This window comes from Mycoplasma sp. 3398 (assembly GCF_053851555.1).
Map to the genome: position 1 here is coordinate 21,210 of NZ_JBSQAW010000006.1, position 25,883 is coordinate 47,092.

28 protein-coding genes and 2 tRNA genes are annotated in these 25,883 nt (G+C 27.9%); 16 read left to right on the plus strand and 14 right to left on the minus strand.

Features of this window, described 5'->3' with window-relative positions:
• Positions 1-66 precede the first annotated feature (66 nt).
• Positions 67-2,016, minus strand: a complete 1,950-nt coding sequence (locus tag ACWXVK_RS02310) for a S41 family peptidase (RefSeq protein ID WP_456017128.1) — start codon at positions 2,014-2,016, stop codon at positions 67-69.
• A gap of 543 nt (positions 2,017-2,559) precedes the next feature.
• On the opposite strand from ACWXVK_RS02310, the gene infC reads away from it, so the two are divergent.
• The 4 genes from infC to ACWXVK_RS02330 all read left to right on the plus strand — a co-directional run bounded on the left by infC (position 2,560) and on the right by ACWXVK_RS02330 (position 5,261).
• The gene (infC, locus tag ACWXVK_RS02315; RefSeq protein ID WP_438340916.1) at positions 2,560-3,174 is read left to right on the plus strand and encodes a translation initiation factor IF-3; all 615 of its coding nucleotides are present in this window, start codon (positions 2,560-2,562) and stop codon (positions 3,172-3,174) included.
• Position 3,175: 1 nt separating this feature from the next.
• Positions 3,176-3,364 (plus strand): 50S ribosomal protein L35, encoded by a 189-nt coding sequence (gene rpmI, locus ACWXVK_RS02320; RefSeq protein WP_004416337.1) that lies wholly within the window; start codon positions 3,176-3,178, stop codon positions 3,362-3,364.
• Between the two features lie 33 nt (positions 3,365-3,397).
• Positions 3,398-3,757 (plus strand): 50S ribosomal protein L20, encoded by a 360-nt coding sequence (gene rplT, locus ACWXVK_RS02325; protein WP_438340571.1) that lies wholly within the window; start codon positions 3,398-3,400, stop codon positions 3,755-3,757.
• 103 nt (positions 3,758-3,860) lie between these two features.
• Entirely contained in the window at positions 3,861-5,261 is a 1,401-nt protein-coding gene (locus ACWXVK_RS02330; RefSeq protein WP_455994138.1) for a hypothetical protein, read from the plus strand.
• A 587-nt stretch (positions 5,262-5,848) separates the two neighbouring features.
• Here ACWXVK_RS02330 and ACWXVK_RS02335 read toward each other — a convergent pair.
• From ACWXVK_RS02335 to ACWXVK_RS02350, 4 genes are all read right to left on the minus strand, one after another.
• Entirely contained in the window at positions 5,849-7,111 is a 1,263-nt protein-coding gene (locus tag ACWXVK_RS02335; RefSeq protein WP_455966424.1) for a hypothetical protein, read from the minus strand.
• Positions 7,104-8,402, minus strand: coding sequence for a hypothetical protein (locus tag ACWXVK_RS02340; protein WP_456017129.1), 1,299 nt, complete (start codon positions 8,400-8,402; stop codon positions 7,104-7,106). The genes ACWXVK_RS02335 and ACWXVK_RS02340 overlap by 8 nt, the downstream gene beginning before the upstream one ends.
• 176 nt (positions 8,403-8,578) lie before the next feature.
• Positions 8,579-9,040, minus strand: a complete 462-nt coding sequence (locus ACWXVK_RS02345) for an RpiB/LacA/LacB family sugar-phosphate isomerase (protein WP_456013391.1) — start codon at positions 9,038-9,040, stop codon at positions 8,579-8,581.
• A 5-nt stretch (positions 9,041-9,045) separates the two neighbouring features.
• Entirely contained in the window at positions 9,046-9,513 is a 468-nt protein-coding gene (locus tag ACWXVK_RS02350; RefSeq protein WP_438340576.1) for a Sua5/YciO/YrdC/YwlC family protein, read from the minus strand.
• Positions 9,514-9,560: 47 nt separating this feature from the next.
• On the opposite strand from ACWXVK_RS02350, the gene mutM reads away from it, so the two are divergent.
• The 4 genes from mutM (at position 9,561) to ACWXVK_RS02370 (ending at position 12,850) form a co-directional block, all read left to right on the plus strand.
• The gene (gene mutM, locus ACWXVK_RS02355) at positions 9,561-10,385 is read left to right on the plus strand and encodes a DNA-formamidopyrimidine glycosylase (protein WP_456017131.1); all 825 of its coding nucleotides are present in this window, start codon (positions 9,561-9,563) and stop codon (positions 10,383-10,385) included.
• Positions 10,386-10,388: 3 nt separating this feature from the next.
• Positions 10,389-10,631 (plus strand): Smr/MutS family protein, encoded by a 243-nt coding sequence (locus ACWXVK_RS02360; RefSeq protein WP_456017132.1) that lies wholly within the window; start codon positions 10,389-10,391, stop codon positions 10,629-10,631.
• A 259-nt stretch (positions 10,632-10,890) separates the two neighbouring features.
• A complete protein-coding gene (locus ACWXVK_RS02365) occupies positions 10,891-11,868 on the plus strand; it encodes a DHH family phosphoesterase (protein ID WP_438340579.1) in 978 nt (325 codons plus the stop codon).
• Complete coding sequence (locus ACWXVK_RS02370; protein ID WP_438340580.1) at positions 11,855-12,850, plus strand: DHH family phosphoesterase; 996 nt, start codon at positions 11,855-11,857, stop codon at positions 12,848-12,850. The genes ACWXVK_RS02365 and ACWXVK_RS02370 overlap by 14 nt, the downstream gene beginning before the upstream one ends.
• A 145-nt stretch (positions 12,851-12,995) precedes the next feature.
• Here ACWXVK_RS02370 and ACWXVK_RS02375 read toward each other — a convergent pair whose 3' ends face one another.
• Together ACWXVK_RS02375 and ACWXVK_RS02380 are read right to left on the minus strand one after the other, a co-directional pair.
• On the minus strand, positions 12,996-13,631 hold the full coding sequence (locus tag ACWXVK_RS02375) for a hypothetical protein (RefSeq protein ID WP_438340581.1): 636 nt from the start codon (positions 13,629-13,631) through the stop codon (positions 12,996-12,998).
• Positions 13,631-14,635, minus strand: a complete 1,005-nt coding sequence (locus ACWXVK_RS02380) for a nicotinate phosphoribosyltransferase (RefSeq protein ID WP_438340582.1) — start codon at positions 14,633-14,635, stop codon at positions 13,631-13,633. The genes ACWXVK_RS02375 and ACWXVK_RS02380 overlap by 1 nt, the downstream gene beginning before the upstream one ends.
• A gap of 113 nt (positions 14,636-14,748) precedes the next feature.
• Here ACWXVK_RS02380 and ACWXVK_RS02385 point away from each other — a divergent pair, with 113 nt between their 5' ends.
• Complete coding sequence (locus ACWXVK_RS02385; protein WP_438340583.1) at positions 14,749-15,159, plus strand: hypothetical protein; 411 nt, start codon at positions 14,749-14,751, stop codon at positions 15,157-15,159.
• A 52-nt stretch (positions 15,160-15,211) separates the two neighbouring features.
• On the opposite strand, the gene yidC is transcribed toward ACWXVK_RS02385, so the two are convergent.
• Genes yidC through rpmH form a run of 3 tightly spaced genes read right to left on the minus strand, consistent with a single transcriptional unit; the run spans position 15,212 to position 17,757 of the window.
• Positions 15,212-17,251, minus strand: a complete 2,040-nt coding sequence (gene yidC / locus ACWXVK_RS02390) for a membrane protein insertase YidC (RefSeq protein WP_456012777.1) — start codon at positions 17,249-17,251, stop codon at positions 15,212-15,214.
• Complete coding sequence (rnpA, locus tag ACWXVK_RS02395) at positions 17,235-17,567, minus strand: ribonuclease P protein component (RefSeq protein WP_438340585.1); 333 nt, start codon at positions 17,565-17,567, stop codon at positions 17,235-17,237. Before rnpA ends, yidC begins: the two co-directional genes overlap by 17 nt.
• Positions 17,568-17,610: 43 nt before the next feature.
• The gene (gene rpmH, locus ACWXVK_RS02400; protein ID WP_002881399.1) at positions 17,611-17,757 is read right to left on the minus strand and encodes a 50S ribosomal protein L34; all 147 of its coding nucleotides are present in this window, start codon (positions 17,755-17,757) and stop codon (positions 17,611-17,613) included.
• Positions 17,758-18,085: 328 nt separating this feature from the next.
• Between rpmH and dnaA the strand changes: the two genes are divergently transcribed.
• From dnaA to ACWXVK_RS02415, 3 genes are read left to right on the plus strand one after another with little or no spacing between them, the layout of a single operon-like run.
• Complete coding sequence (gene dnaA, locus ACWXVK_RS02405) at positions 18,086-19,447, plus strand: chromosomal replication initiator protein DnaA (protein ID WP_456017133.1); 1,362 nt, start codon at positions 18,086-18,088, stop codon at positions 19,445-19,447.
• Positions 19,448-19,468: 21 nt separating this feature from the next.
• The gene (dnaN, locus tag ACWXVK_RS02410; RefSeq protein WP_438340587.1) at positions 19,469-20,566 is read left to right on the plus strand and encodes a DNA polymerase III subunit beta; all 1,098 of its coding nucleotides are present in this window, start codon (positions 19,469-19,471) and stop codon (positions 20,564-20,566) included.
• On the plus strand, positions 20,566-20,784 hold the full coding sequence (locus ACWXVK_RS02415) for an RNA-binding S4 domain-containing protein (RefSeq protein WP_438340588.1): 219 nt from the start codon (positions 20,566-20,568) through the stop codon (positions 20,782-20,784). Before dnaN ends, ACWXVK_RS02415 begins: the two co-directional genes overlap by 1 nt.
• A 68-nt stretch (positions 20,785-20,852) precedes the next feature.
• Here ACWXVK_RS02415 and ACWXVK_RS02420 read toward each other — a convergent pair whose 3' ends face one another.
• On the minus strand, positions 20,853-21,626 hold the full coding sequence (locus ACWXVK_RS02420; protein ID WP_456017134.1) for an MAGa3780 family membrane protein: 774 nt from the start codon (positions 21,624-21,626) through the stop codon (positions 20,853-20,855).
• Between the two features lie 252 nt (positions 21,627-21,878).
• On the opposite strand from ACWXVK_RS02420, the gene rpmB reads away from it, so the two are divergent.
• From rpmB to rsmA, 4 genes are all read left to right on the plus strand, one after another.
• Positions 21,879-22,076 (plus strand): 50S ribosomal protein L28, encoded by a 198-nt coding sequence (gene rpmB, locus ACWXVK_RS02425; RefSeq protein ID WP_438340590.1) that lies wholly within the window; start codon positions 21,879-21,881, stop codon positions 22,074-22,076.
• A gap of 73 nt (positions 22,077-22,149) precedes the next feature.
• The gene (locus ACWXVK_RS02430) at positions 22,150-22,848 is read left to right on the plus strand and encodes a 5'-methylthioadenosine/S-adenosylhomocysteine nucleosidase family protein (RefSeq protein ID WP_456013400.1); all 699 of its coding nucleotides are present in this window, start codon (positions 22,150-22,152) and stop codon (positions 22,846-22,848) included.
• A gap of 6 nt (positions 22,849-22,854) precedes the next feature.
• Positions 22,855-23,619, plus strand: a complete 765-nt coding sequence (locus ACWXVK_RS02435) for a TatD family hydrolase (protein WP_456017136.1) — start codon at positions 22,855-22,857, stop codon at positions 23,617-23,619.
• 3 nt (positions 23,620-23,622) lie between these two features.
• Entirely contained in the window at positions 23,623-24,393 is a 771-nt protein-coding gene (gene rsmA, locus ACWXVK_RS02440) for a 16S rRNA (adenine(1518)-N(6)/adenine(1519)-N(6))-dimethyltransferase RsmA (protein WP_438340593.1), read from the plus strand.
• A 247-nt stretch (positions 24,394-24,640) separates the two neighbouring features.
• Here rsmA and ACWXVK_RS02445 read toward each other — a convergent pair whose 3' ends face one another.
• From ACWXVK_RS02445 to ACWXVK_RS02455, 3 genes are all read right to left on the minus strand, one after another.
• Positions 24,641-25,438: an arginine deiminase family protein gene (locus ACWXVK_RS02445; RefSeq protein ID WP_438340594.1), complete on the minus strand. Its 798-nt coding sequence runs from the start codon at positions 25,436-25,438 to the stop codon at positions 24,641-24,643.
• Positions 25,439-25,557: 119 nt separating this feature from the next.
• Positions 25,558-25,634 (minus strand) — tRNA-Arg (locus tag ACWXVK_RS02450).
• 6 nt (positions 25,635-25,640) lie between these two features.
• A tRNA-Cys gene (locus tag ACWXVK_RS02455) sits at positions 25,641-25,715 on the minus strand.
• Positions 25,716-25,883 lie beyond the last annotated feature (168 nt).

Sequence of the window (25,883 nt, forward strand, 5' to 3'; positions counted from 1 at the left end):
TCTTTACAATAATTTCTTCATTTTAAGAAAACACCGGAATTTTTTGGCCGATGTTATTAATTATTATTAATTTTGTTTTGAGTTAGCGCTTGTTAAAGCCTTGTCAATTGCCTCATCATTATAGAAGTCTTTGTATTCGATTGCAATGTCGGTTGGAACACCACTTTCTATTTCTTTGTTTTCTATTCCAAAAACAGCATTGTTTGGTCCACTCATAGTAATAGTTGTACCATCTGGCATTACGTTTGACATAATAGCTGACATACCACCACCAGATTTTTGACCAATAATTTTAGCAATACCCATTTCCTTAACAATACTTGCTAGTTGGTTTGCGGCGCTAAATGTAGTTACACCAACTAACAAGTTTCAATTGTATTTATCATAAGCATCATTTTCGTATTTGCCATCACCATCGGTGTCAACTTCTGATTTGCTTAAACTATTTGTTCTATTTAGAATATCTTGTTCGCGGTTTAAAATAGGTTTATCGGTCATAAAGCCTAAAGTTCTGACCATAGCAGAAACGCTACCGCCACCATTTAAAGATAGATCTAATACAATATTTTTAATTTTTGAATTCTTTTTAACTTCTTCAATTAGATGTCTCATTAGGAAGTATGTATCATATTTTCATGCATTATCTTTATCACTTATTTCATCCTTTGTTCCATCTTTGAATTCAAGAAGGGTTACAATAGCTGTATTGCCGTGATATCTAATTAAATCCTTAGTTTCAACTTCGCTAACCTTCTTATCAAATCTTTTCTCAAATAGCCCACTTAACTCGGTTGCTACTTTTCGCTCATTCAACAATTTTTGTCCAAAGTCATTTCTTGTTAATGAGTCAAAAATATCGGCATTTCATTCTTTTTCACGATACGAAAAAGTATTTAGGCTTGTGTGTAAATCATTTAATTGTTTATGGAAGATATTTATATATGCTTTGTTATATATTTCTGGGTCAGTTGATAATAATTTATCTTTGTCTTCTTTTGAAATATAGTCTGCAAAAGATTTAATTTGTTTATATTCTCTTAGGCCATAAAAGTAGTCCATCGTAAATGATAAATGGTTGAAGTTTGCTTCTCTTTCTTCCTTTGTAGCCTTATTACCATTTAGATCATCATTCTTTCTTATTCTTTCTCTTAGCTCGTCATTTGCAGTTTCAAATGCATCAAGTCCATCACTTACATTTGTAAATGTTTTACCATTAAAGTAAATATTGTTTGATGTTGTACTCATGAATAAGGTATTGAATATTGAAAATGGAAGTAATACTTTATCATTACTATATAAGATATCCATATTGTATTTGCCCAGGTCAAAGTTGATAAGTTTGCCTTCATCACCTTTGATGCGCGATAATTCATATTCGGTTTTTAGGAATTGCTCACCATCAGTTAATTGTTGTGGTTTAAAAATTTCATAAAAGAAATTAGTGCTTGTTAATTGAATGGTGTTTTTGGCTCAGTCAATAATTAATTTATTTGATATTGTTCCATCTGGATTTTTTGTAAAATATGTTTTTGTATTTTTATCTTTTTCAACATATGAACTTAATTGATTTTGGTCAAATAAACCATCTAAAATCGATATAAACTGATCTAAGTCAATATAAGGTGTCTTAGACTTGTCATCTTTAATAAAAAATGCTTCAGCTTCATTTGTTTCTTTTACTGTGTATTCAGCATTATAGTTTTTAAAGTTATATTTTTTAGTCTCGAAAACTTTTTTATCATCATTTTGCGGAGTTACTTTTTCTAATTCACCCTTTAATTTTTTTATTTCTAAATCTTTTTTTGGAAGTTGTTCTTTAGCTCAATTTAGTTGATTGGTAGCTTTATCTTTTTCAACTTGTTCCTTTGAAAGTTGCTGTTCTTTTTTTATAAGTTCTTGGGTTAGTTTATCTTGTTCCCCCGATTGACAGCTTACTGATAGTATAGCAATAGGTGCTATGCCAACTATAGATAATGGTAAACTTGCTAGAAGTTTATATTTTCCTTGTTTTTTCATATTTTCCTTTCAATGTTGTATCTTTTTATCTAGTTTTATACTATCTAAAAACAATTTTATTACTTTTGGCTAAAAGCACAAAATTTATACTAAAAAACATAGAAAAGTTTTAGGTTCAAATAATTAATTAAATAGATAGTGCTTTATAGTTGCTGTTTTAAATGTTAAAAAATGATAAAATTTAGCAATTACCTTAAAGAAAAAAACTAGATTGTATTTTTGTTTTGAGTTTTAATTTGAAATTAACATTTTTTTGTGAAATTAGAAACTTTTATTAAATCTTACAAAGAGAATTACCATCCGTTTTTGCTTATTTGATTAATAAAAACATGGAAATAATTTATTTTGTAAGATATTTTGAAAATGTTATTAATCTTAAAATGATTTTATGTTAAAATTATTGTGCTTTTAATAGCAATAAGTAGATTCATTTCTCACCTAAGTGATTTTTTGCTGGGTCGCTACAGATAAAGATTATTTAATATTTTTGTAGTTAATGAGAAGTGGTCTAAACCCACTTTTTATTTATTTAAGGAGGAAGTTATATATCAAGATAACTCAAACTTTGCAAATAGTCAAAGTAAAAAACCGAAATCAGAACACGTTGTAAATAATGACATACCTTATAAAAAAGTTTTTGTTTTAGGCCCTGATAATGAAAAAATAGGAGTTTTAACTAAAGAGGATGCTTTAGAAAAAGCTTCTGAATATAAGATGGATTTGGTTCTTATCTCAATTGAAAATAACAAACCTATTACTAGAATTATGGACTATGGTAAGTTTAAATATGATAAGAAGAAAAAACAAAAAGCAATTAAGGAAAAACAGTCAGTAACTATTAACCGCGAAATAAGATTAACCCCTTTAATCGGACAACATGACCTTGAAACAAAGGCACGCAAAGTGCGTGAATTTATTTTGGAGGGAAATCGTGTAAAAGTGTCGGTTAAGTTTAGGGGTCGTGAGCGTAGCAGAACTGATTTGGGGCACGAAATTTTAGATAAGTTTTATGCGCTTGTCGAGGACATTGCAAAAGTATCAAAAGAGCCAACTTTAGTAAATGAACGTTTTTTAGATATGTATATCGAAAAAGATAAAAAGAAAGTTGAAGCCTTTAACAAAAAAAATAACGAACCTTCACAACCACAAGGAGAATAACATGCCAAAAATGAAAACCAAGAGCGGTTTAAAGAAGAGAATTAAAATAACTGCAACAGGTAAAGTTAAACGTGGAAATGCATATCGTTCACACTTAGCACAAAACAAAACAACTAAGCAAAAACGTCAATCTCGTAAATCATCAACCTTATCAGCATCAGATTTTAAGAGATATAAAGAATTAATTTAATTTTTTAATAAATTATTTGGAAAGGAAAATATTATGCGTACAAGAGGCGGAGTAGTAACAAGAAGAAGACGTGTTAAATGATTAAAACTTGCTAAGGGATACTGAGGACACAAATCTATTGGTTATAAAGTTGCTAAGCAAGCTGTTGTTAAATCATGAACATATGCATTTAGAGATAGAAAACAAGTTAAACGTGAATTCAGAAAATTATGAATTGCTCGTATTAACGCAGCAGCAAGAACAAATGGTATTACATATTCAAGACTAATCGAAGGATTAAATAAAGCAAATATAAATATCAATAGAAAAATGCTTTCAGAATTAGCAATTAACTATCCTGAATCATTTACTTCGATAGTGGAAACAGCCAAAAAAGCTCTATCATCAAAATAATTTTTAACAGCTTTAGTTAGCTGTTTTATTTTTTATGTATATTAATACATAATCATTTTATTTTTTAAAAAAGTGTTATTATTTTCTATTATATTGAGGACATATGAAAAAGACGTGCAAAATTAATAACCTAAGTCCAGAACAAAAGAATATAGATTTAGCTAAACAAAAACAACTTAAATCAGAAGAATATATAGCATTATCTAATGAGGAAAAAAAGCGAAAAAGTAAAAAGAACCCTTCAAAATTACCTTATGAAATAAATCCTTATGGAGTTAATTTCTTTAATGTATGAAAAAAGTTTCCTAAGAAAATGTTCTTTGTTTTTTGTTCAGCTATCCTATACAATATAGCTATCGCAACATTTTTAGCTAAGGCGGCAACGGTTGCAACTGGGGTTTCAGCTATAGTTCAAGCAATTACATTTACAGTCTCATCAACTGCACCATATTTTGCTTTTATTTATTTCTTTATGAATTTACCCTTAATAATTGCTTTTTGAAAGAAAAATTCACGATTATTTATGATTTTAACGACATACTGATTATTATGGCAAGTTGCGTTTCAATCGATATTATTAATTGGGCCAATTGGACATTTCTTTAATAAAATTTCGATTTATTATATTAATTGAATTTCTCCAGTTGATTCCCGTTTTACAAATGAATTTAAATCATTAATTCCTTGAGAATCATATGGAACTTATCAAAATTCATATCGTCATTTGTTCCAATGAATTAATACAAATCCAACATCTCAAGATGGTCTATATTTATTAAGTATTAATAATTCTTTAGAGGCAGGCGTAATCAAAGAGTTAGGATATATACATCAAATTACCCAGTCTCAATTTAACCAATTAAATCATTTTAAAAATATTATTGAAAATGGCTACGCCAATCCAACATGGCCAATTATTGTTTATGCTGTTATTGGTGCTTGTATGGCCGGATCGGCAAGTGGTATTTCATGAAAAAATTCAGCTTCTACTGCTGGTGGAGATTTTATAATTTATTATATTTCTAGAGTTAAACAAAAATCAGTGGGTCATATTTCAACAATTGTTGCCTTGATTTTTGGAGCATTCTCAATTGTGACAATTAGCATTGTTGAGTTATTAGGAGTATCATCAGATAGACCATTTAATATTGCAGCACTAATTTTAAGAATTTTAAGTTTTTTTGCATATGTTTTTATTTACATTTCATTTATTGATCTCATTTTTCCTAAATATCGTAAGATTAGAATTGAAATATACACAAAAAACCCAGACAAGATTATTGACCGTCTTAAAATTATTAATTATTGACATGGTTATAATATAGATAAGCTTACTGCCGGTTATACAAATACTGAAACTGTTAGAATTGAGACTTTTGCACTTTATTTAGAGCAAAATATTATTAAAAATGAAATCCTGTTAGCAGACCCTGCAGCATGGATGACTGTATCCAGAGTCCATAATATTATTGGAAAATTTGACACTTCAAGAGTTGAATCTTAATAATATCAAGAAGGTGATATAATCCCAAGTTTGGATAAAAAACGATAAAACACATTCCGAAAGGAGTGTGTTTTATTTGAGTTTTTCAGTTTTAAGATTAAAAAATCATAAATCCATTTTAAATTAAGATATATTTATGATTTTTCTTTAATTTTTTAACTATATTTTTTATATGTATTTTATTTTTTGCGACTACATCATACAAAATAGTGCTAGATTCAATGCTATATTGGTTGCCATGTGCTAAGTTAACTTCTTTTTTTGCATAATTTAGCATTTCTTAATTTTTGTTTTAATCTTTTTATGGTTGATATTGAACGTTTTGCTTTTAAGGATAATTGCTTATTTGTTAAATTAGAACATGTAGTTATAACATCTAATTTTTTCGTTTTCTATTTAATTGAAAATAGTTTAATTCTATTTCGCGCATAATAAAACCACCTATAACATTTATATATGTTAGGTGGCTCATTTTTGTTGCAATTTGATGAGTTATTTGGCCAAAATAAAGACCATATTTGTTTTGAAAATTAGCACCCCCTTTATTAAAGTTAGGACAAACTTGTTTAAAATTATGGGTGCCAATTTTATTTGTTTGCTTGTTGCTTTTTAATTAACATTTCTTTCTTTTTATGTTTAGATAAAAATATTTCCGAAACTGCAATTACAATGCTTGTAACTAGTATTAATGCTGTGAACACGGTAAACGTAACAAAATAGTTGATTTGATATGTTATTAGAGTTAATAATAAAATAATTAAAGACGATGAAATAACTTTAAAAATTAATGTTCATATTGTATTTTTTTTAAATTTGTCTTCTTTAAAAAGCAAATATGTATTTGTGTAAAAAATGGCAATAAATAGTGAGAAAAATAGTTGTTGCATACCTATTATTACTAAATAAATTATGTTTTTAATGTAATTACTAATTGATATAAATAAAATAGGAATAACTATTAGAATTACAATATTCATAGCTAATAAAATTCATCTTAGTTTGATATCTTTATTTCTTATCACTAAAGAAATTAGGCTTCCAATCAGGCCAAAAGATCCGAATATAATATTTAATATAAATGATCATTCTTCTGCATTAAATGAAATAGCTTTAAAAAATTGAGACATCCCCGCTGTTCGTGGAAAAAGAAATATTCCAACAATTAGACTACATGCAATAGTGTAAACTCATTTTCATATGTTGTAATTTTTGTTGTGTTCAAGTTGTAAATTGTCTACATTATTTTTAATAGTTGGTGTTGTTTGCAATGGCTCCTTATTTAACTTTAATATGAAGTATAAAATCCCCGATGCTAAATAAGTTATCATATTCATAACAATTAATGACCAGAAAGGCAATTTAGTAAATAATACAAATGAAAACACTGATGCCAATAGAAAAGCTAGCGCAGTAGCGATAGTCGTTAAAACGTTGTAAGTTTTTATATCTTTATTGTTATTTGATAAATAATATAAAACTGACTTAAGGGCTATGAATCTAAATGAGTGTATGATATTTAATATAATGTTAGTTATTAATAAAAATATTGAAAAAGCCTGGAGTGAATTATTTTTTATGAAGAAAAAAGAACTAATTAATATGACCATTAGTACACCTACGCTAATAAAATCAGTTGCTATAAGTATATTTTTTAGTTTTAATTTTGAAGCAATTTTTTTATTTAGTAGATACGAAATAAAGACCGGTATTTGAATTAGTAAATATAAAAGGGAAACAAGCCAAAAACTACTTGTGAACTTATAGATATAAATTGCTGTCCCAAGTTTAAAAGCCTCAGATCCAATCATTGAAATAATTAAAGAACTGGCATATTTTGTTTTATTAATCATTGTTTAGTTCCTTGTATAAAACATAAATTATTTGAATCATATGAACAATGTTTATGATGTTAATTTTAACATTTATATCAGTTTCTAAATCCCCTGGAATGCTAATGATAAAATCAACGATTTCATTTTCTTGCTTGCAGGTTGCGGCTCATTCTTTACTTAAGGAAATTTTATAGGGAATGCTATATTTGCTAAGTATAGACAAAATCTTTTTAGTTTTAATGTTATTTTGGTTATCTGAATTTACTAAAATCCCTTGATTTTCTCACTTGCTATCATTAGAGATTTTTAAATTAAAAATATATTCATTATTTACCTTTTTATTATTTTTAATTTGGTAATTGTTAATAAACCAGCTTAGTATAAAAGAATTAATTTTACTATTTTGATTTTGTTCGACAAAATTAAAGTTATTTATTGAGCAAGAACTTCTATTGCTATCTTGGCAAGAGTAATCTGTCTTAAAAATTATATTTGTGCTTTTTAATTTGCTAAAATCCTTTGTTGCATCAAATTCTTGGTATTCAGTAAAAAAATTTAAATAAAAGTTTTCTATTATTTTGCTATTGAAGTTTATATAGTCGCTAATTTCTTTATCATTATTTATTTGTTTGAATATATGCTTTATCTTATTAAAAGTTTGCAACAAGTCGGGATCTTGAATTTCGAAGTCTTCATATTCATTTTTCCATCATAAAAATTCCTTATATTTATAGTAGATAAAAATAAGAGTTGAATTATTGATAAGGTTCATGATTAGGGTTTTATAATTGTTTAATTTGAAGTTATCTAGAAATGAGGTTAGATTATCAAGGTGATTTAAATCGCTTATTGTTGCAATGATTTTTTCCATCTTATCATTGTGTGGATAATACGATGACATAACATATGTAAGCATTAAGATTTTTCCAATAATCATAAAATCAGAATTTACAAAGTAAAGGTTGTTATCAATTTTGTTTAATCAATCAACATGAAGATATTCAAAAAGAATAAATTCAACCTTTCCAAATTCGAAATTTTCAATTGTTATAAGGTTATCATCTTCTCTTAGTAGCTTGAAGTCTCCAATTTTTGTAATATATCTAATAAATGCTCTTTTTGTTTCTAAATTTTCATTGTTAAAAAAACAAATATCAATGTCATTGGGATTGCGTTTAATAAGTTCATTTAACTTTAAAACAGCAGACCCTTTGATAATAATTTTTATATCTGTACTATGCAATTCATTGAAATCATCAACATATTTAGAAATATAATTTATTTTTTCTTTAAGTTCTATTTTTTTCATTCTTAAACCCCATTTAAATTTTGATAAATTAAATTATTGTAATACTTTTTTTAGTATGCGTTTTATTTTTTAAAAAAAATTAATATTTTTTGTCAGTTTATGTTGCCTGGTCGATAAAATAAGATTAAAAATCAGGGCTAATTTTAGTCCTGATTTGTGCATTTTATACATTTAAATTATTCATCTTGGCCAAGTTCGCCTAGTTTACTAATTCTAATAAGATGTCTTCCGCCTTCAAATTCTGCATTTTCTCATGCATGAAACATGTTTAGAATTTCGTTATCTTTTAATAATCTTCCTCCCATACACAAGATATTTGAATTATTATGGGCTTTTGATAATCTCGCTTCTTCCTCATTTGTAACTCTAGCACATCTTATATCTTTAAACCGATTTAAAGCCATAGATATTCCAATTCCTGAGCCGCAAAAAGCAATAAGTTTTGTATTCTCCTTATTAAGATCTCTTTTTGTTTCCTTTGCAAATTCTATTCCAACATCGGTATACGAGACTGGCAATAATGAACTTGTTGAACCAAAAAGTTCTACTTTGTATCCTTCTTTTTTTAGCTCGTTAGCGAGCTTAATCTTTGCTTCATGTCCAGCGTGATCACTAGTTATCTTTACAATTTTGTCCATAAAATTTACTCCCTTAAAATTAAACCGTCTTCAACTCTAATAATTTGGCTAGGCTTTTGACTCATTTCTCCAAAGTTATAAACATTTGTTATTTCAGGAAAAAGAATTTTTGCATTTTCGATATTTTTGCATACTGGCCCATTTGATATATTGCAACTCGACATATATACTGGCCCATTTTTTTCAAGATATTCAAGTAGCAAGGGATGGTTTGGCATTCTAAAACCTTGGTCATTAACGATTAACGTTGTTGCACCTGGTCAATATTTTTTAGCATATTGCTCAGCTTGCGGATTTCATTGTTTAAACATTCGTGCCTGGTGGATAGAGGATACTAAAATAATTAGTTTTTTATTTCTATCTCTGCCTTTTATTTCATAAATTAAATCTTTAGTTTCATCGTTAACAGCGCCGCCGATTCCTAAAACGGTATCAGTTGTTGATATAAATAATTTTTTATATTTGTTTGTCATACTTTTATTATATTACATTATGTTATCTAAAAGTATATAATAGTAATATGCCTGAATTACCAGAAGTAAAAGTGGTTGTTAAAAACCTAAATGAGGTCATTTTGTATAAAAAAATTAAGGACCTAGAAATTATTAAACCGCATCTTTTTAAGGAGTGTTCGCCTTCAACATATAAGAATAATTTACGAGGGCATGAGATAACTCAAGTCAAAAATAAGGGTAAGCATATTATTTTTCAATTCGAAACCAACTTAATTTTGTTATCTCATTTAAGAATGGAAGGAAAATATCGTTATTATCAAAAACCACATGAGAACCATAAACATTTAGTTGCTAAATTTGTATTTGAAGATAATAGCGAGCTCCATTATCTTGATAGCCGAATGTTTGGTACATTTTACTTGCGCGATAGTGAAACTTATGAAAAAAAATTACCTTTATCAAAAGTGGCACTCGAACCTAAAGATACTAACATTGAGGAACTTTTTGATAAATTGAAGGGTAGTGAAAGCTCTATTAAAACTAAGTTGCTAGATCAATCATATGTTGCAGGTTTTGGGAACATTTATATTGATGAGGCTTTGTTTGCGTGCGCTATACACCCGTTGAGTAAATCAAAAAATATCCCATTAGCTAAACTTAAAGAGATATTAGAAAAAGGCCAGGTTATTATGGATAAGAGCTACAAACTAGGGGGAACAACTATTCATACCTATGAAAGTTTTAATAACGAGATAGGTTCTTATCAAGATTATTTAATGATTCACAGTGATAGAATAAAGTCATGTCTAAAATGCCAAAATAAAACTATAAAAATTAAGGTCAATGGGCGTGGAACTTACCTTTGTCCAAATTGTCAAAAGGAGTATTAAAATATGAATCTATATTCATTAGAGATTGATTTACACGGTTTAACTAGTGATGAAGCATCTATTAATGTTTTGAACGCCTTATTTACTTTAGATCAAAATGAATTTATGGAATATGTAGATATTATTGTTGGCAATGGCACCAAAACCCTTCAATTTACTATTTCAAATCTATTAGAAGATGAAAAATATGACTATGAATTTTTGAATTCTAATCATTCAGTTATTAGGGCATATAAAAAGAATTAATTTTATAAAATAGTATGAATAAATGTTGACTAAAAAGATATTAGATTTAAATAGCAATATTAGAATTTAGATTTTTTTACGCTTTAAATTTATTTATTTTTTTATCAACATGGCAACCTAGTTGAATTAGGCTAAACCTTGATAATTGTTTAGTTATCATAAAATGGTTGATTATTTTTATTATGTTTTATAATTTAATAATAAATAAAATAATCAATTAAATTTTTAAATAATTAATTTTTAATTACTAGGAGAAAAAATGGCAAAGAATACTTGAGAAATTGCTAAACAAGCAATCGAATCTCATGATAATATTTTTATATTTCATCATATAAGACCCGATGGTGATTGTTTGGGTTCACAGTTTGGTTTGAGAGAATTGATAAAAACTAATTACCCAGAAAAAAAAGTGTTTGTTTTTGGTGATAATATTGGTGCATTTCCATTCTTTGAATGAGATTTTGATAAATTTGAGGATGTACCAAAAGAAAATTTCAAAAACTCATTAGGCATTGTTGTTGATGCTAACTCATCAAATAGGATTCAATTTGCGCAATACATTCTTGATAAAAACTTTACTCATTTATTAAGAATTGACCATCATCCTGTTAATCCAGATATTGAATATGACTATACGTGGGAAGATCCAACATTTGCAGCAGCAGCTGAGCAAGTTGCTTATATTGCGATGATGTCCAACTGAAAAGTTACTGATAAGGCAGCAAAATATACTTATTTAGGTATTAATACAGATTCTGGAAGATTTCAATATGAATATGTTCAAAAAAGAACATTTGATGTTATGTCTTATTTACATGAAGGCAATAATTTTAGAGTATGGGATGTTAATTTTGATCTTGCTAAAAGAGATGAAAGAAAAGTTAGATTTTCTGCATATGTTTTATTAAATTATAAGAGTGATGGAAAGGTTTTATATTTTCATGTAACTAAGAAGATTCAGGAAAAATTTAATTTAAATGATAATGAAGCTAATGATGTTGGCATTTTAGCAAACATCGGAGATTGCAAAATTTGAGTATTATTTATCGATCTTCCCGACGGCAATATTAGAGCTAGAGTTAGATCGAACGGTATATGAATTAATCACATTTGTGAAAAATACCAACCTGGTGGTGGCCATGAAGTTGCTGCTGGAGCAACATGTCATTCTAGACGCGAAATGAAATCTCTAATTGAGGACTTAAAGGCTGAGGTTTTAAAAAATGATCAAAATTAGTTCTGAAAGATTAGAAATATTTAAAAAAATTGAAGATAAAATTAAAAAATACCAAAATATTGTAATCTTTCATCATATAAGACCTGACGGTGACTGTTTAGGTTCACAATTTGGTATGAAGCATTTAATTCAAGAAAATTTTCCTAATAAAAATGTTTATACTATCGGTGATTCCAAAGGAATTTATTCATACCTTGATTTTTCAATGGATAAATTGGAATTTAAGAAACTTGAAAATTCGTTAGCTATTATTGTTGATGCTAATTTTAAAGAAAGATTAGAGTGCCGTGAATATTTAGATAATAATCTGTTTGATGATGTTATTAGAATCGATCATCATCCTAATGATGACGACTTAAATGCTTCGTTGGTTTGGGTTGATAAGTACTCTCCTGCAGCGGCACAACAGGTGGCTGAAATTGCATATGGATTAAATTGAAAAGTTAATGCACAAGCAGCAACATATTTATATTTAGGAATTTATACAGATTCAGTTAGACTTACAACTAACCTAACTGATGATAAAACAATGTTTTTAGTTGCTTGATTATGATCTCATAACGCTAATAAAGATTTACTACATGAAAATATGGCCAAAAAAACATTGGAGGATATTAAAATAAACGCTTTTGTTCAACAAAATATGAATATAAAAAATGGCGTTGTATCATTTTACTTTACCTTAAAGGATCAGAAGAAACTTGGGATTTATGACCCATTAAAAGCAAATCGACCTTTTTTGCTTTCCTCAATTGATGATAACAAGGCGTGAGTATTTTTTACGCAAGAAAAGGAAAATCAAATTAGATGTGAATTTAGATCGAATGGTGCCTGCGTAAGAAACGTAGCTGTCAAGTGGGGTGGTGGTGGCCATCATCGCGCGTCGGGTGCTCAAATTAGCGACGCATCATTAATCCCCCAAATAGTAGCCGATTTGGAACATGAAATAACCATTTCTGAAAATTATGATAAAAATAATTAAGCAATAATTTACTTTATTTTACAAAAAAAGCCAAGGCTCAAATCGTTATATATGATTCGGGTCTTTTTTTGTTTTAACATAGCTCAATTATAAAAAAACTGACCAATTATAATGGTCAGGCAATGTTGTTTATAAATTTTTAATTTTATTTAATAAAATATTTGTTATAAATGTAATCATCGGCAATGTGATATATTTTTCTTATATATTCAAAGTAGATTTTATACTTTTTATGGTCGCCTTTTCAAATAAATTTTTTATTAATTGTCTTTGAAAACTCAATTACAAGATATAGGTCAAAAAAACCATATTTTTTTATACCATCAATAATCATTTGTTCAATAAGCATTCTTACTTTTGGATGATTTATATCAATGTCTTTTTTATAATGTTTTTGTTCAATTAAAACAAAGGCACCAAAGTAGATGTTTAGACTTGATATTTCTTTATGATATTCTTCTAAAAATAAGTTGTGGGTGTTTTTTTCTTCTTCATCTAGCTCTACGCCCTCAAATATTTTATTGACATCAATTGCGTTTTTTGCGTATTTGTTTTCTGAAGCAATAATTAGAAATATTTTTATTATTATTAGGATAAATAAAATAAGCGAAATTGAGCCAAAGATATATGATGCTATAGTTCCTCCTCTGCCTATAGAACCAAAAACATGAGACGCAACTAAAAACAAAATAATTCCTATTGCTAAAAAAAGAAAAATAACTAAGTAGCCAATAAAATTAAAGATATTATCTTTTATTTTTTTCTTGTGATTTTCTTCCATTAAATAATTTCCCCTCTATAAGTTTTAAGTTTGTTATTTTTTAGATATCCTCTTCCCTCTTTTGCGATATATTTATCATTTAATTTAGTTGCGTCGGCACTAAAATTTATTCATACTTTCAATAATGATGCTCCAACGCCGTATGTATCTACCGGTGTATTTTCATCCTCAAATTCTTTAATTCTTTTAGCATTAAATCCTGATGAAACAGTTATTTTAACATGTTTTCCATTGTTATTATCTAGAGCTTCTCTTAATCTCTTTACTTGATTTTGAGTAACACCATATTCTGCTTCTCCCTCAATAAACATTTTGTCAATTAATGCTTTCGAGGTGTCAATTCTTACTGCCTTGAGTTTTTTGCCAAATTCTTTTAAGCAGGCAAGTGAGTCTGAAATAACATCATTATGAAAATCAACAAGAGCATAAAGGTCATCGTTTGGAAATGTTTTATGGTAAGCCTTAATTGCCTTAACAATATCTCCTTCAAACATTTGAATTAAGGCATGCGGCATACTGCCAAACGTATGCTTTAGGTCGTAATTGGATGATGCAAGAGTAGAATGGTTATATATTCCACCAACTTTAAGAGCATACGCATCATTTAGCTGGTTTATATAATGATCTGATCTATCAGCCATGCTTACAACATTTTTTCCATTAGCTGCCTTAATAACATTGTGTGCATTTGTGGCAATTGAAGTTTGCCGGGCAAGAATGCCATCTATAATGCCTTCTCAGATGCCAAAATCATAGTAATGTCCTTCTAGTTCGAGTACGACTTCTCTATTATGTATTATTGACCCTTCTTCAAGATATCTTATTGTGTATTTAGACGTATCAGTGTTTTTACACAACAATTTAATGACCTCATTTATCCCACATAATTTTACATTATTGTGACGTTGAAAAAACTGTAGTGTTACTGTTTCGTTTTTGCGGTATTTCTGTGAAATTTTTTTGGTCTTAAGAAAATATATCGAGATATAGTCTTTTAGTTTCATTATACCTTCTTTATTTATAAAATGAATTACATTTTTTGGTTAGCAAAATAAAAATTAATATTAAAATTATATATTATATTGTGATTAGGTAGAATAACTTTAGGAGTTATGTTATGGAACAAATTGATAAATCTGAGAATAATTATGTTGGCAAATTGTATAAGATGCAGTCATGAGCTAGCATTTGTTTTATTGTTTTTTTGTGTGCATTTATTAGCATTTTATTGGCTATATACCTGAATGGCAATGAAAATAATTATGGAAAATGAACATCTAATCCGGTTTATATTGTAATAACAATTTTATTTATTTTTAGTATAGTTTTCGTTATTAGTTCATCTATTTTAGGATTGAAATATGCTAAAAAAAACAATAATGCAAGACTACATATTTATTTCTTATTGTCTGCAATATTTATTATTCCCTTTTTGTCGTTATATTGTATGATAGTTTCTGCTATTAAAATGTATGATTTGCATCAAAAAATAAAAAAAGAAAAGCATGGAAACAAATTAAAAAAATAGACTATAAAAATAACGAGCTTTCTTAAAAAAGCTCGTTATTTTTATATTTAAATTATTTGAATAGGAAAGGTTGCAATTTATTTTTATATCATCTTGTTTTTTGAATGTAATGAACAGCAACGTGTTGAAGAATTGTAAATATACCACCTATTATTCAGTATATTTGCAAACCAGCACTAAAAAATATCCCTATAAAAGCAAATATAATTGGAATTAGAAATGCCTTTTTATTTGATTTTTTTATTGCAGCCCGTTGATAGGCATCAGCTTGAAGTGATTTCTTCTTCTTTAGTTTAAGAATTTTAGGCATAAATTGAGCTATTAATTGAACTGCAATTGACAGAACAACAATTGGTAAATATTGGAGCTCACCAATTTTAAATATTCTATAAATTGAAGTAGCTGAAAGCTGTATTGTATATAATGTGGATTGTTTAATTTCTGGCGAAGTTGAAATTATTCTAAATACAACAATTAATATTGGGAGGGTTATAAATGATGAGACAAGTTGTGAGAGCGGTGAAATTTTTTCTTTTTTGTATAATTCACTAATTTCCATTTGCTTACGTTGGTTCATTTGTTTATCGCCCTTGTAAGCATCATATTTAGCTTCAATCTTTGCTTTCTTTTGGTTTAATTCTTCCATCTTACTTGCGCTAAATATTGTTTTAGTTGTAAGGAAGAAAGTGATAATTCTAACAAAAATAACTGTGATAACCAACGCCAGTACCACGCTTCATCCAGTAGTTCCTAACGGTCTAATTATGGAGTTCATAAACTGAGCAACTGGATATACAAAGAAGCCGTAAAAAGGACCTTGTTCTCAGTGCTCTTTATAGGTAGTTATTGGCTTGTTGGGTACAAATGCATCTGAGGCCATTAATTTAAATTTTCAGGCATCAGGAGCATAATTTCCTGCATCATTGATTGAGGAAAAGTTAAATACGCTGATTTCCCTACCGATTTTTTTATCATTTACCTTAAATAATGATTCATTTAGAGAGGTTAATGAAGCATAGTTTTTCATAACAGATGAAACCGAAAGAAAGATTTTATTTAATTCTTTACCTTCTTCTTCGCTAATTCCCTTTGCGGGACCTATTGAATTTTTATAACTAAGAATGAAATCGTTCCATTCGCTAATTAAACTATATTTATCTAACGCTCTTAATTGAGAAATACTTTTTCCTGATTTTTTAGAGATTGCCTTGGCGAAATCAGATCTATTATTATCTTGGTCTACTCAAATCTTAAATGTTTCTGCTAATAATGTTGTGTATATATCCGCTAGAAAAACGTTATAAACATTTGAACCATTTACACCAGTTAATTCAACTCTTGAGAGGTTTAAATCTTTAACGTGTGAATAGTCAGTGACAAATTCTGTTCTTGTTTCATTTGAACCGGGAACCTTAACTTTTTTCTCATATGTTTCAAAAACAATTGAGTTAGGTAGGTAAATATCGGTTAATTTACTTACAGGGGTATATGCTTTTGTTTTTCCTTCACCTTTACTATTACCAAAATTAAGATAAATGTTGTTTAAACCATTACCATAGATAACACCTCTATGCCCATCTTCGTTTTTTATTTCGATGTTAGAGATATTTTGTCAATCATCTGGCTTGTTTGATAAAGCGGCATTGTCATTTTTTGGCTTTTGTAATTGCAATGCAAATGATGTACCACCATATATACCATATTGTCCACCGGTTTGAGCATCTTGTTTTCTTAACTGATTAATCTGTTCGTGATCTTCTAGGCCAAGATAAGTATTTGCAACTATACCGGTTTCTGTATTGATGTTTGGAACATAGAATTCATTGCGATCTTTATTCCATCTTAGTGTTGCGATGTTTGGTGAAACATAGTCGTTCTTTGTATATATTTCTTGTCCTGAACCAACTTTAGTTCCCGATTTTGTTGCAATTGATTGCACGCAACCTACTAGGCCGATAGAAATAATGATGAATATTAGAACAACCCTAATTCATTTTCAAACTTTTTTTCAGACAGCCTTTGGTTGCTTATCAATAGGAGATTGGTTAATCCGAAAAGAATCATAGTGCTTAGAACTACTTCTTTTTGCCATCGGTTATCCTTTCATAGATTTTGTGAATAGCTTTGTTTTTTTCCTCTCAATTGAGATGGAGAAAATTTTTTCTTGCTATTATAACGGTGTCGTAATTAATTTGACTTATGTCCATTTTTCTTAGAATCGATCTGATCTGATTGCGGTAGTGATTTCTTTCAACAGCATTAGCAAACTGCTTTGGAATTGAAATTCCGCATCTGAAAAATTGCGACTTAGTAAAATAAACAATTAAATTTCGTGAAATGACTTGATTATGTCCATTAAGAATTTTTTGAAATTCTCAATTTTTTTTAACAGTATTTTTTTTATTCATAATGCAAAATTATTAATTTAAAGTTAAAACAAAAAGCATCAAATTATTTTTCATCTGATACAGTTAATTTATGTCTTCCCTTTGCACGTCTTGCTGCAAGAACTTTACGGCCATTTTTTGTTTGCATTCTAGCCATAAAACCATGCACCTTAATATGTTTACGTTTTTTAGGTTGGTATGTTCTTTTCATTTTTCTCTCCTTTTCAAAAATATTTATTATGTAAAAATACTTATATTATTTTACCAAAAAAGCAAAAATCCCCCTTGCATTTTATTAATTATTAATTAATAATTTACTTTAGTGTTATTTTATGTCTTTTAGCTAACTTCTAATAAAAGTTTTTAACAAACTACTCATTTAAGTATCTTTATTTGTTGATAATTTATTTTATTATTTTTTTCAACTTAATTTAAGAAAGAAAAATAATAATAGAACTGTTAATAAAATGTATGTAAATACATTATGTTTAATTAAAAAAAATAGTTTTGCATCAATTTAAAATATAATTTATATTTATATGAAATACCAAGAAGCTCAATTGAATCTAAATGTAGAGAATAAAATACTTCAAAATGAACTTAAAAATAACTCTAGCGATGAAATGGTTTATGAAACTTTTTTTTCTCGTCTTCAACTAATTAGTACCGATGAAAATAATGCTTATATTTTAGCACCAACATATATTATTGATTATGTTAAACAAACATATCTTCAAACTATTCAACGAGCAGTAATTAATACACTAGAAAAAAAATTAGTAGTTGTTTTGATTTCATCTATAAATGAAATAAAAAAGATCATTGATAATGAGGAAGCTCATAAGTTCATTAATTCTGAAAAGATAACTAATGTTAAAAATGATTTAACGTTTAGCAATTATTTTATTGGCAACTTTAACAAGATAACTTTTAAGGCGGTTAAACAAATTTGTAATGAATATAACGATAGTTTTAATCCCTTGTTCATTTATTCGAGTAGCGGGTTAGGCAAGACACATTTATTACATGCTATTGGCAATGAATTTAAGAAGAAAAATAAAACATGTTTATACATCAATCCGGACAATCTAACCCGAAAGTTAGTGGAACAACTTAAATCAAGAAATCAAGAGCAAATTAATAAAATTGTTGACGAACTGACTTCTTATGATTGTTTAATGTTTGATGATGTCCAACAATACGGTAATAAAGAAAGCACCTTAAATGTTTTATTTAATATTATTAACACAATGAAGTCACAAAAAAATCAAATTATTTTTTGTGCTGATAAGCAACCGAACCAACTTGGCGGCTTTGAGCAAAGATTCCTGACAAGATTTGAGGGCGGTCTAATAACTGAAATTAATGATTTAAGTGTTGAGGATGTTATTAGCATTTTGAAATTTAAACTTAAAGAGAATGATGTAAACCCTGATTTATGAGAAGAGGAATCATTTAGATATATAGCAAGAAACTTTTCTTCATCAATTAGAGCGCTTGAAGGAGCAATAAGTCGCATAAAATTATTTGCTGATGGTGATGGTTTCTTTACATATGATTTAAGGACAATTCAAAATATATTTAAAAATGTCACAAAAGCTGCTGAAACAATAACCCCTGAAAAAATTATTGAAACAGTAAGTAAATACTATGGCATTGATAAAAAGAAAATATCTAGCCCAACAAGAGTTAAAGAAGTTGTAATGCCTCGAAAAATAGTTATTTATTTATTGAAACATAATTTTGATTTTACTTTGAAGGAAATAGGAAAGATTGTCGGGGATCAAGCACACTCTACTGTTATTGCTTCTTTGAACTGAGTTGATGCTAATTTACAAAGTAATTCTGCTATAAAAACTGCTATTGAAAAAATTCAAAATACATTAAAAAAAGTAATATAACAATTTAAGGAGTAAGATTTCATGGAATTAAAGATTAATAAACTTTTATTAGATGCTGCTATCGAAAGGGTGGCAAAAGCAATAGATGCCAATCCTTTTATGCCAGAATTAAAAGGCATATTACTTAGTGCTGAAGGAAATAAAATTACATTAATTGGATCAAACGGATCAATCAGCATTAAACACGACATAAATGTATCGCTTGATGCTGAAATTATTCTTCCTGGCAAAATTCTTGTTGATCTTTCATTATTTAGAAACATAGTCAAAAAGTTAGATAACGATATTATTTTGAAATCAAAGGAAAATACTCTTGAATTAATCACTGAAAACGAACGTTTTTCAATCAATTTATATAATCTTTTTGAATATCCAGTTATTGATTTTTCTGTTTATGGTGACCAAGTCAAAATTAGTTGACAAAAACTTAAAAATATGGTAAAAAATGTTTCTGTTTCAGCTTCGACACTTGAAACAAATATTATTTTATGTTGTATCAATATATCTGCTCAAAATAACCAGTTTAAATTAGTTGCAACTGACAAATACCGTTATGCCGAAGAAATTGCTGAAATTGCTGATGATGTTAATTTTAATATATCAATACTTGCTAAGAATTTAAAAGATGTTTTGAATTTTGATTATAGTGGTGATGTTATTTTGAATATTTCAGATCAAAAAATATTATTTGAGTTAGACGGAACAGTGATCGAATCAAAAGTCGTTGACCAAGTTTATATTGACGTATCTAGAATTATTCCGAAATCATTTGCTTATGAATTGATTATTACTAAAAAGGAGCTAAATAGTTTATTAAACAAGGCATCGGTTATTATTTCAGAAAATTATAATAAGATTAGATTACATATTAATGACAATATTTTAACAATATCTTCCACACGTGATGAGATAGCTAATGCCGAGATTAAAACACAAAAATTTAGCTATAATGATAGCGAGCTTAAATTAGCGTTGAATTCAAAATTTTTAAAAGATGCTATTCAAAGTTTTGATGATGAGATAAAGTTATCATTCACTGCTGATAAGATGCGAATTGTTATAACATCACAATCAAATCCTAAACTTTATCATTTAATTACACCGCAAAGAGGTTTTTAATGAAAATTGAAATTTACGGAAGTGAAATTAAATTGGGTCAATTTCTCAAAAAAATAAACCTTTGTCGCACCGGCGGAATGGCTAAAATATTTTTGTCATTTCACAAAGTAAAAATAAACGATAGAATCCCTAAAGGCCGGAATGCTACTATTAGAGTAGGCGACACAGTTTGAATTGATGATCAAATCTATTTAATAAGAGAAGCGATTAATGAATAACGGCCTAATAAGTATCCAAAATTAAAAACCAACGGAAGTTGGTTTTTAAAAATTTAATTAAATAATTTCTACTTATTTTCAGAAATATTTATGCATTTTGATTGTTGAAGATTTTTATTTTTGCGGCTTATGTATTTAATTCTATATACTGCCTTTCAAAAAGCACATAGGGCAATTGGAATAACAAATCCTAAAGCGAAAATTAATATATCTAAAACAATAATTATTCCTTTATTATTTCCTTTATAAAAGAAAGGATTTTTAAAATCTAGAAATGTATAAATAATAACACCATGATTTTCCTTAATTTTATTAAATGTTGCAAAGTACAAAATAAATGCAAACATGAAGTATCCAAACAAAATTAGCATTGCTGTTAAAATTGTTTTAAAAGTTATTTTTATTTGTTTTTTAATTAGAAATAAACCAATAAAACCAAGGGTAGGATTAATTGCATGAGTTGTTAGGGATTTGATTGCATTAACTCAATTTTCTCATGTTTCTCTTCGATATGAAATTAAGGTTCAATAAATTAAAAAAGTAACTGTAATTAATACAACAGAGATAAAAAACATTTGTTTTGCTTTTTCATTTTTTGGTTTTAGTGCCACTGAAATTAGGGTTGCAGCTAATAAAAAGTTTGATAAATAGGTAAAATAGAATAATGATGAAAAACGTTTAAAAACTAAATATAAAGTTGGTATTTCATTGTCAAAATTGTCCTTTTCTTTGTATGAAAGAATATTAATGATCAAAAAACCCAGTGATGTTAATCCCACAAAAATGCCAAAAATTAAGTTAATAGTATTGTTTTTGCTAAGTTTATTTTTTGCTTCTAGCATATAATATACCTCCGTAATTAACTGTGTAAAATTATAATAAAATAAAATTTTCATATTACTTAAAAAATAATTATTAACTTTAAAGTGTTGTTAAAGTAATATTGTAAAATAAGCGTCTCTAAAAATGATAAAAACAGGTAATTTAGTTTATCTAATTTATTTTCCAAATGTGAATATGAACAAAAATTAAAAAAAAAATTAATTTAATATAAAATATTAAAGATACTGTTTTACAAAATTAAGGAGATAATAATGCCAGGAAGAGATCAATTAACAGGTCAAAAACCATTGAGTGGAAACAAGAGATCACATGCTTTGAATACCTCAAAAAGAACATTTGACCTTAACTTGCAAAAAGTAACTGTTTTAACTGAAAATGGCACAAAGAAAACTGTTAGAGTAACAGCAAAAAATGCTAGAACTTTAAAAAAATACGGTTTAGTAGCTTAATTCATATGTATAATAAGTTCTTGGAATTCCCAAGAATTTTTTATTATAAATTATTATATTATAAGGAAATAAAATGAAAAAAATTAGCCTATTTGTTGTTGCTGAAAAAGGTGAGATAGACATTCTAAATAATATTTTCTTTTTGGAAGATAATTTATTTGAAAATGAGAATACAAGCTTACATTTGTGCTTATCAAATTATTCAAAAAAAGAATTTGCATTATTGTATTGCGGTGTTGGTAAGGTTAATTCCTCATTTAGCTTAACACAAAGCATTGCTAAGTTAAAAGAAAAAGATTATCAGGTTGAAAAGATTGTTAATATTGGGCCGGCGGGTTGCATTTTAGATGTTAATGTTGGCGATGCTTTTATCATTGAAAATTCATATTATTTTGATGTTGATCTGACTAAATTACCGAATTACAAGCTAGGCCAATTACCTAATAATCAATACAAGTTTATGACAAATTCCATTTTATCTAAGGAAGTTAATAGCATTTTAGGTCTAAAAAACACTGATTTATTGTCTGCTGATAAGTTTTTTTCTAAAAATGATATTGAAAAAATTAAGGATAATTTTGAAAATATTGGGATCTTAGATATGGAGGCTTGTGCTTTAATACATTGCGCTAATTTATTAGGAATAAGAATTGCTGTTATAAAGGTAGTGTCAGACTTCTTACATAAAAATGAAAATTTTTATATTACTAAAAAAAGTGTATGAAAAGAGAAAATATTTTTGATTTTTAAACAATTATTGGAGGAGTTATAAAATAAAATGAAATACGTAGACGTCCATACCCATCCTTTTAAGGAATATTATGATGAACCATATAGTGTTATTTTAGATTGAAAGAAGCAAGATATGGAAAAGCTTTTTATTGTAGGCACTTCGAAAAACGATTCAGTTGAAGTTATTAATTTATGCAAAAAAGATAAAGAATTTTTACACCCAATTATTGGGATTCATCCTACTGAAGCAGTTGGAAGTAGCGATGGCAATTTTATTGAGTCTATTATCAATGATGATGTTATTGCTATTGGTGAAATTGGACTTGATTATCATTATGATAATTCTCCAAGTAAAGAAATTCAGAAGGAAAGTTTTATTTCACAATTAAATGTAGCTAGAAAACACGGCATTTCTGCAATGCTTCATGTTCGTGAAGCCTTAGACGATGCTTTTGAAATAATTAAGAATTCTGAATTTAATGATATAAATATTATTTTTCATTCCTTTAGTGGGGATCTTGATTTTGTTAAGAAAACATTGCCTTATAAAAATATATATTATTCAATTTCTGGCGTAGTAACATTTAAAAATGCAAGAGCTTTACAAGAAGCTGTTATTAATATTCCTATTGATAGAATTTTGTGTGAAACAGATACACCATATTTAGCGCCAACACCGATGCGCGGTAAACCAAATATTAGTCCATATGTCAAATATACATACCAATTTATTGCCAATCTTAAGGGTATAGATGAGGAGTTACTTGTAAAGCAGGTAAGACTAAACATTAGAAAGGTTTTTGGTGTATAGAAAATGCAAATAAGGGCTAAAAAAAGTTTTGGGCAAAATTTTTTAATTAATAAAAAAATTCAACAAAAAATCGTTGAATCAGCTGACGTGGAAAATGAAAACGTTATTGAAATTGGGCCTGGTTTGGGGGCGATTACAAACTTGTTGATTGATAAGGTAAAAAGTCTTGAAGCATATGAATTAGATAAAGATTTATATGATATATGAATTAACAAGGAAGTACCAAAAAATATTAAGTTTTTAAATAAAGATTTTTTAGATGCTGATTTGGTCTCAAAATTTAAAAAAGTCGTTGTCGGTAATATTCCTTATAATATTACATCTCCCATTATATTTAAATTAATTGATAATTATAAATATGTTAAACATGCTGTTATAATGGTGCAAAAAGAAGTGGGGGATAGATTAATTGCAAAGCCTAATTCAAAAACCTATTCTAAATTAAGTGTTGCGCTTCAAAGTATTGCTAATGTTTCAAAGGTTATTGTTGCAAAACCTTCTGATTTTAATCCCAGCCCAAAGGTTGATTCGATGGTTGTAAGAATTGATTTTGCTGATAATATAGATTTTGAATTATCGCCCTTTTTAGATTTTTTAAAATTATGTTTTCAATTCAAGAGAAAAACATTAATTAATAATTTGATATTAAAATATAATAAAAGCACTGTTTTATTAATATTAAAGAGATTGAATATTCATCCAATGTCTAGACCTGAAAATATTGGTGTAAATGACTATAAAAAGCTCTTTTTTGAGTTTTTAAATTGTTTTTAATCAAAGTTATTAATAAAAAAATATATGCTTTATAATTAAATTATATTTCATAAAAAAATATATTAGCATGCAACCCACAAGCATGCTTTTATTTTTTATTTCAACACATTTTGATCACTTTATTTAATATAAAGAAGTACCTATTAAACATATAAATTATGTTTTGATATATATGTAACAATAATTTTCATTGCTTTATTTTATATTTAAAACATTAAGAAACTGGGTTTGAACCCAGTTTAGTGTTTTAAAATCTTAACGATAAGCAGCTTAGTCCGCCATCTAATTTTTTATATTCAGATGTATCACAAGTAATAACCCTGTAAATTCCTAAATCTTGAATTGCTTTTAGAGTATGTGGATATCCTTCTGGTACAATCACTGTCTCATTAACTCAAATGCAATTAGCAGCATATGCTTCGCTTTTATCAACAATAATTTGATTAAATTCTTTAAATGTTGGGTAGTGTATAAATTCCCCAGAAATTAACAGATTATTATGTTCTAGATAATTAACACCAGTCTTTAGATGTAGCATTTCTGTCATAGGAACTGGAATGCATTTTTTTCCTACACTAGCTAAAATATTATGAAATTGTCGAATACCTTCGCGGTTTGTTCTATCAGACATACCAACGTAATAAGTATCTTTAACCATCATAACATCACCACCATCAAGCGTTCCAGGGGCTTCGATTTTAAAAATGTGGTCTTTGTCAAAGAATTTTTCTAGATATGTCAGCATTTCATATTTTTCGCCATTACGTGATGCTGCACCAGGATTAGATAATATTGCAATTTCTCCTGTAACAATTACAGCTGTGTCTTCAACAAAACATGAGTCAGGAAAATCTTCATTTTTTGGACAAATGGTAACATTTACGCCGCAGCTTTTTAAAGCATCAATATATTTTTCGTGTTGAATTAGAGCTAGACTATAAATTGGCTTCCCTAATTCAGGAGCCGATGTTATTCCCATTGTCATTGAAGAAGCTGGTGTCTTAACTATAACATTTTTAAATTTATCTTTCATTTGATCTTTCATTTTTAAGTACTCCTAAAATTAAGTAGTTGTGAATTAATTGTATTTTATTCACAATTTAATTTTATCTAATGAAATAAATAAAAAAACGCATTCGCGTTTTTTTGGTCATTTTATTGAAATGGCGCGCCCGGCAGGAGTCGAACCCGCAACCTCTTGGGCCGTAACCAAACACTCTATCCAATTGAGCTACGGGCGCATTAAATGGAGCCACCAACCGGATTCGAACCGGTAATCAAGGTGTTGCAGACCTATGCCTTGGCCATTTGGCTATGGTGGCAACACTATACATTGCTTTATAATTATAAACTTTTTATTATTTTTTTTAACAATATTTGTAAATTCATTAATTAGCATGAAAAATGAGCCACTAATATTTTGAGCTTGTTTAAGTATACATTTTGCATAATTTCTGATAAAAAAATATAAAAAAATAGTTCTACTAGGA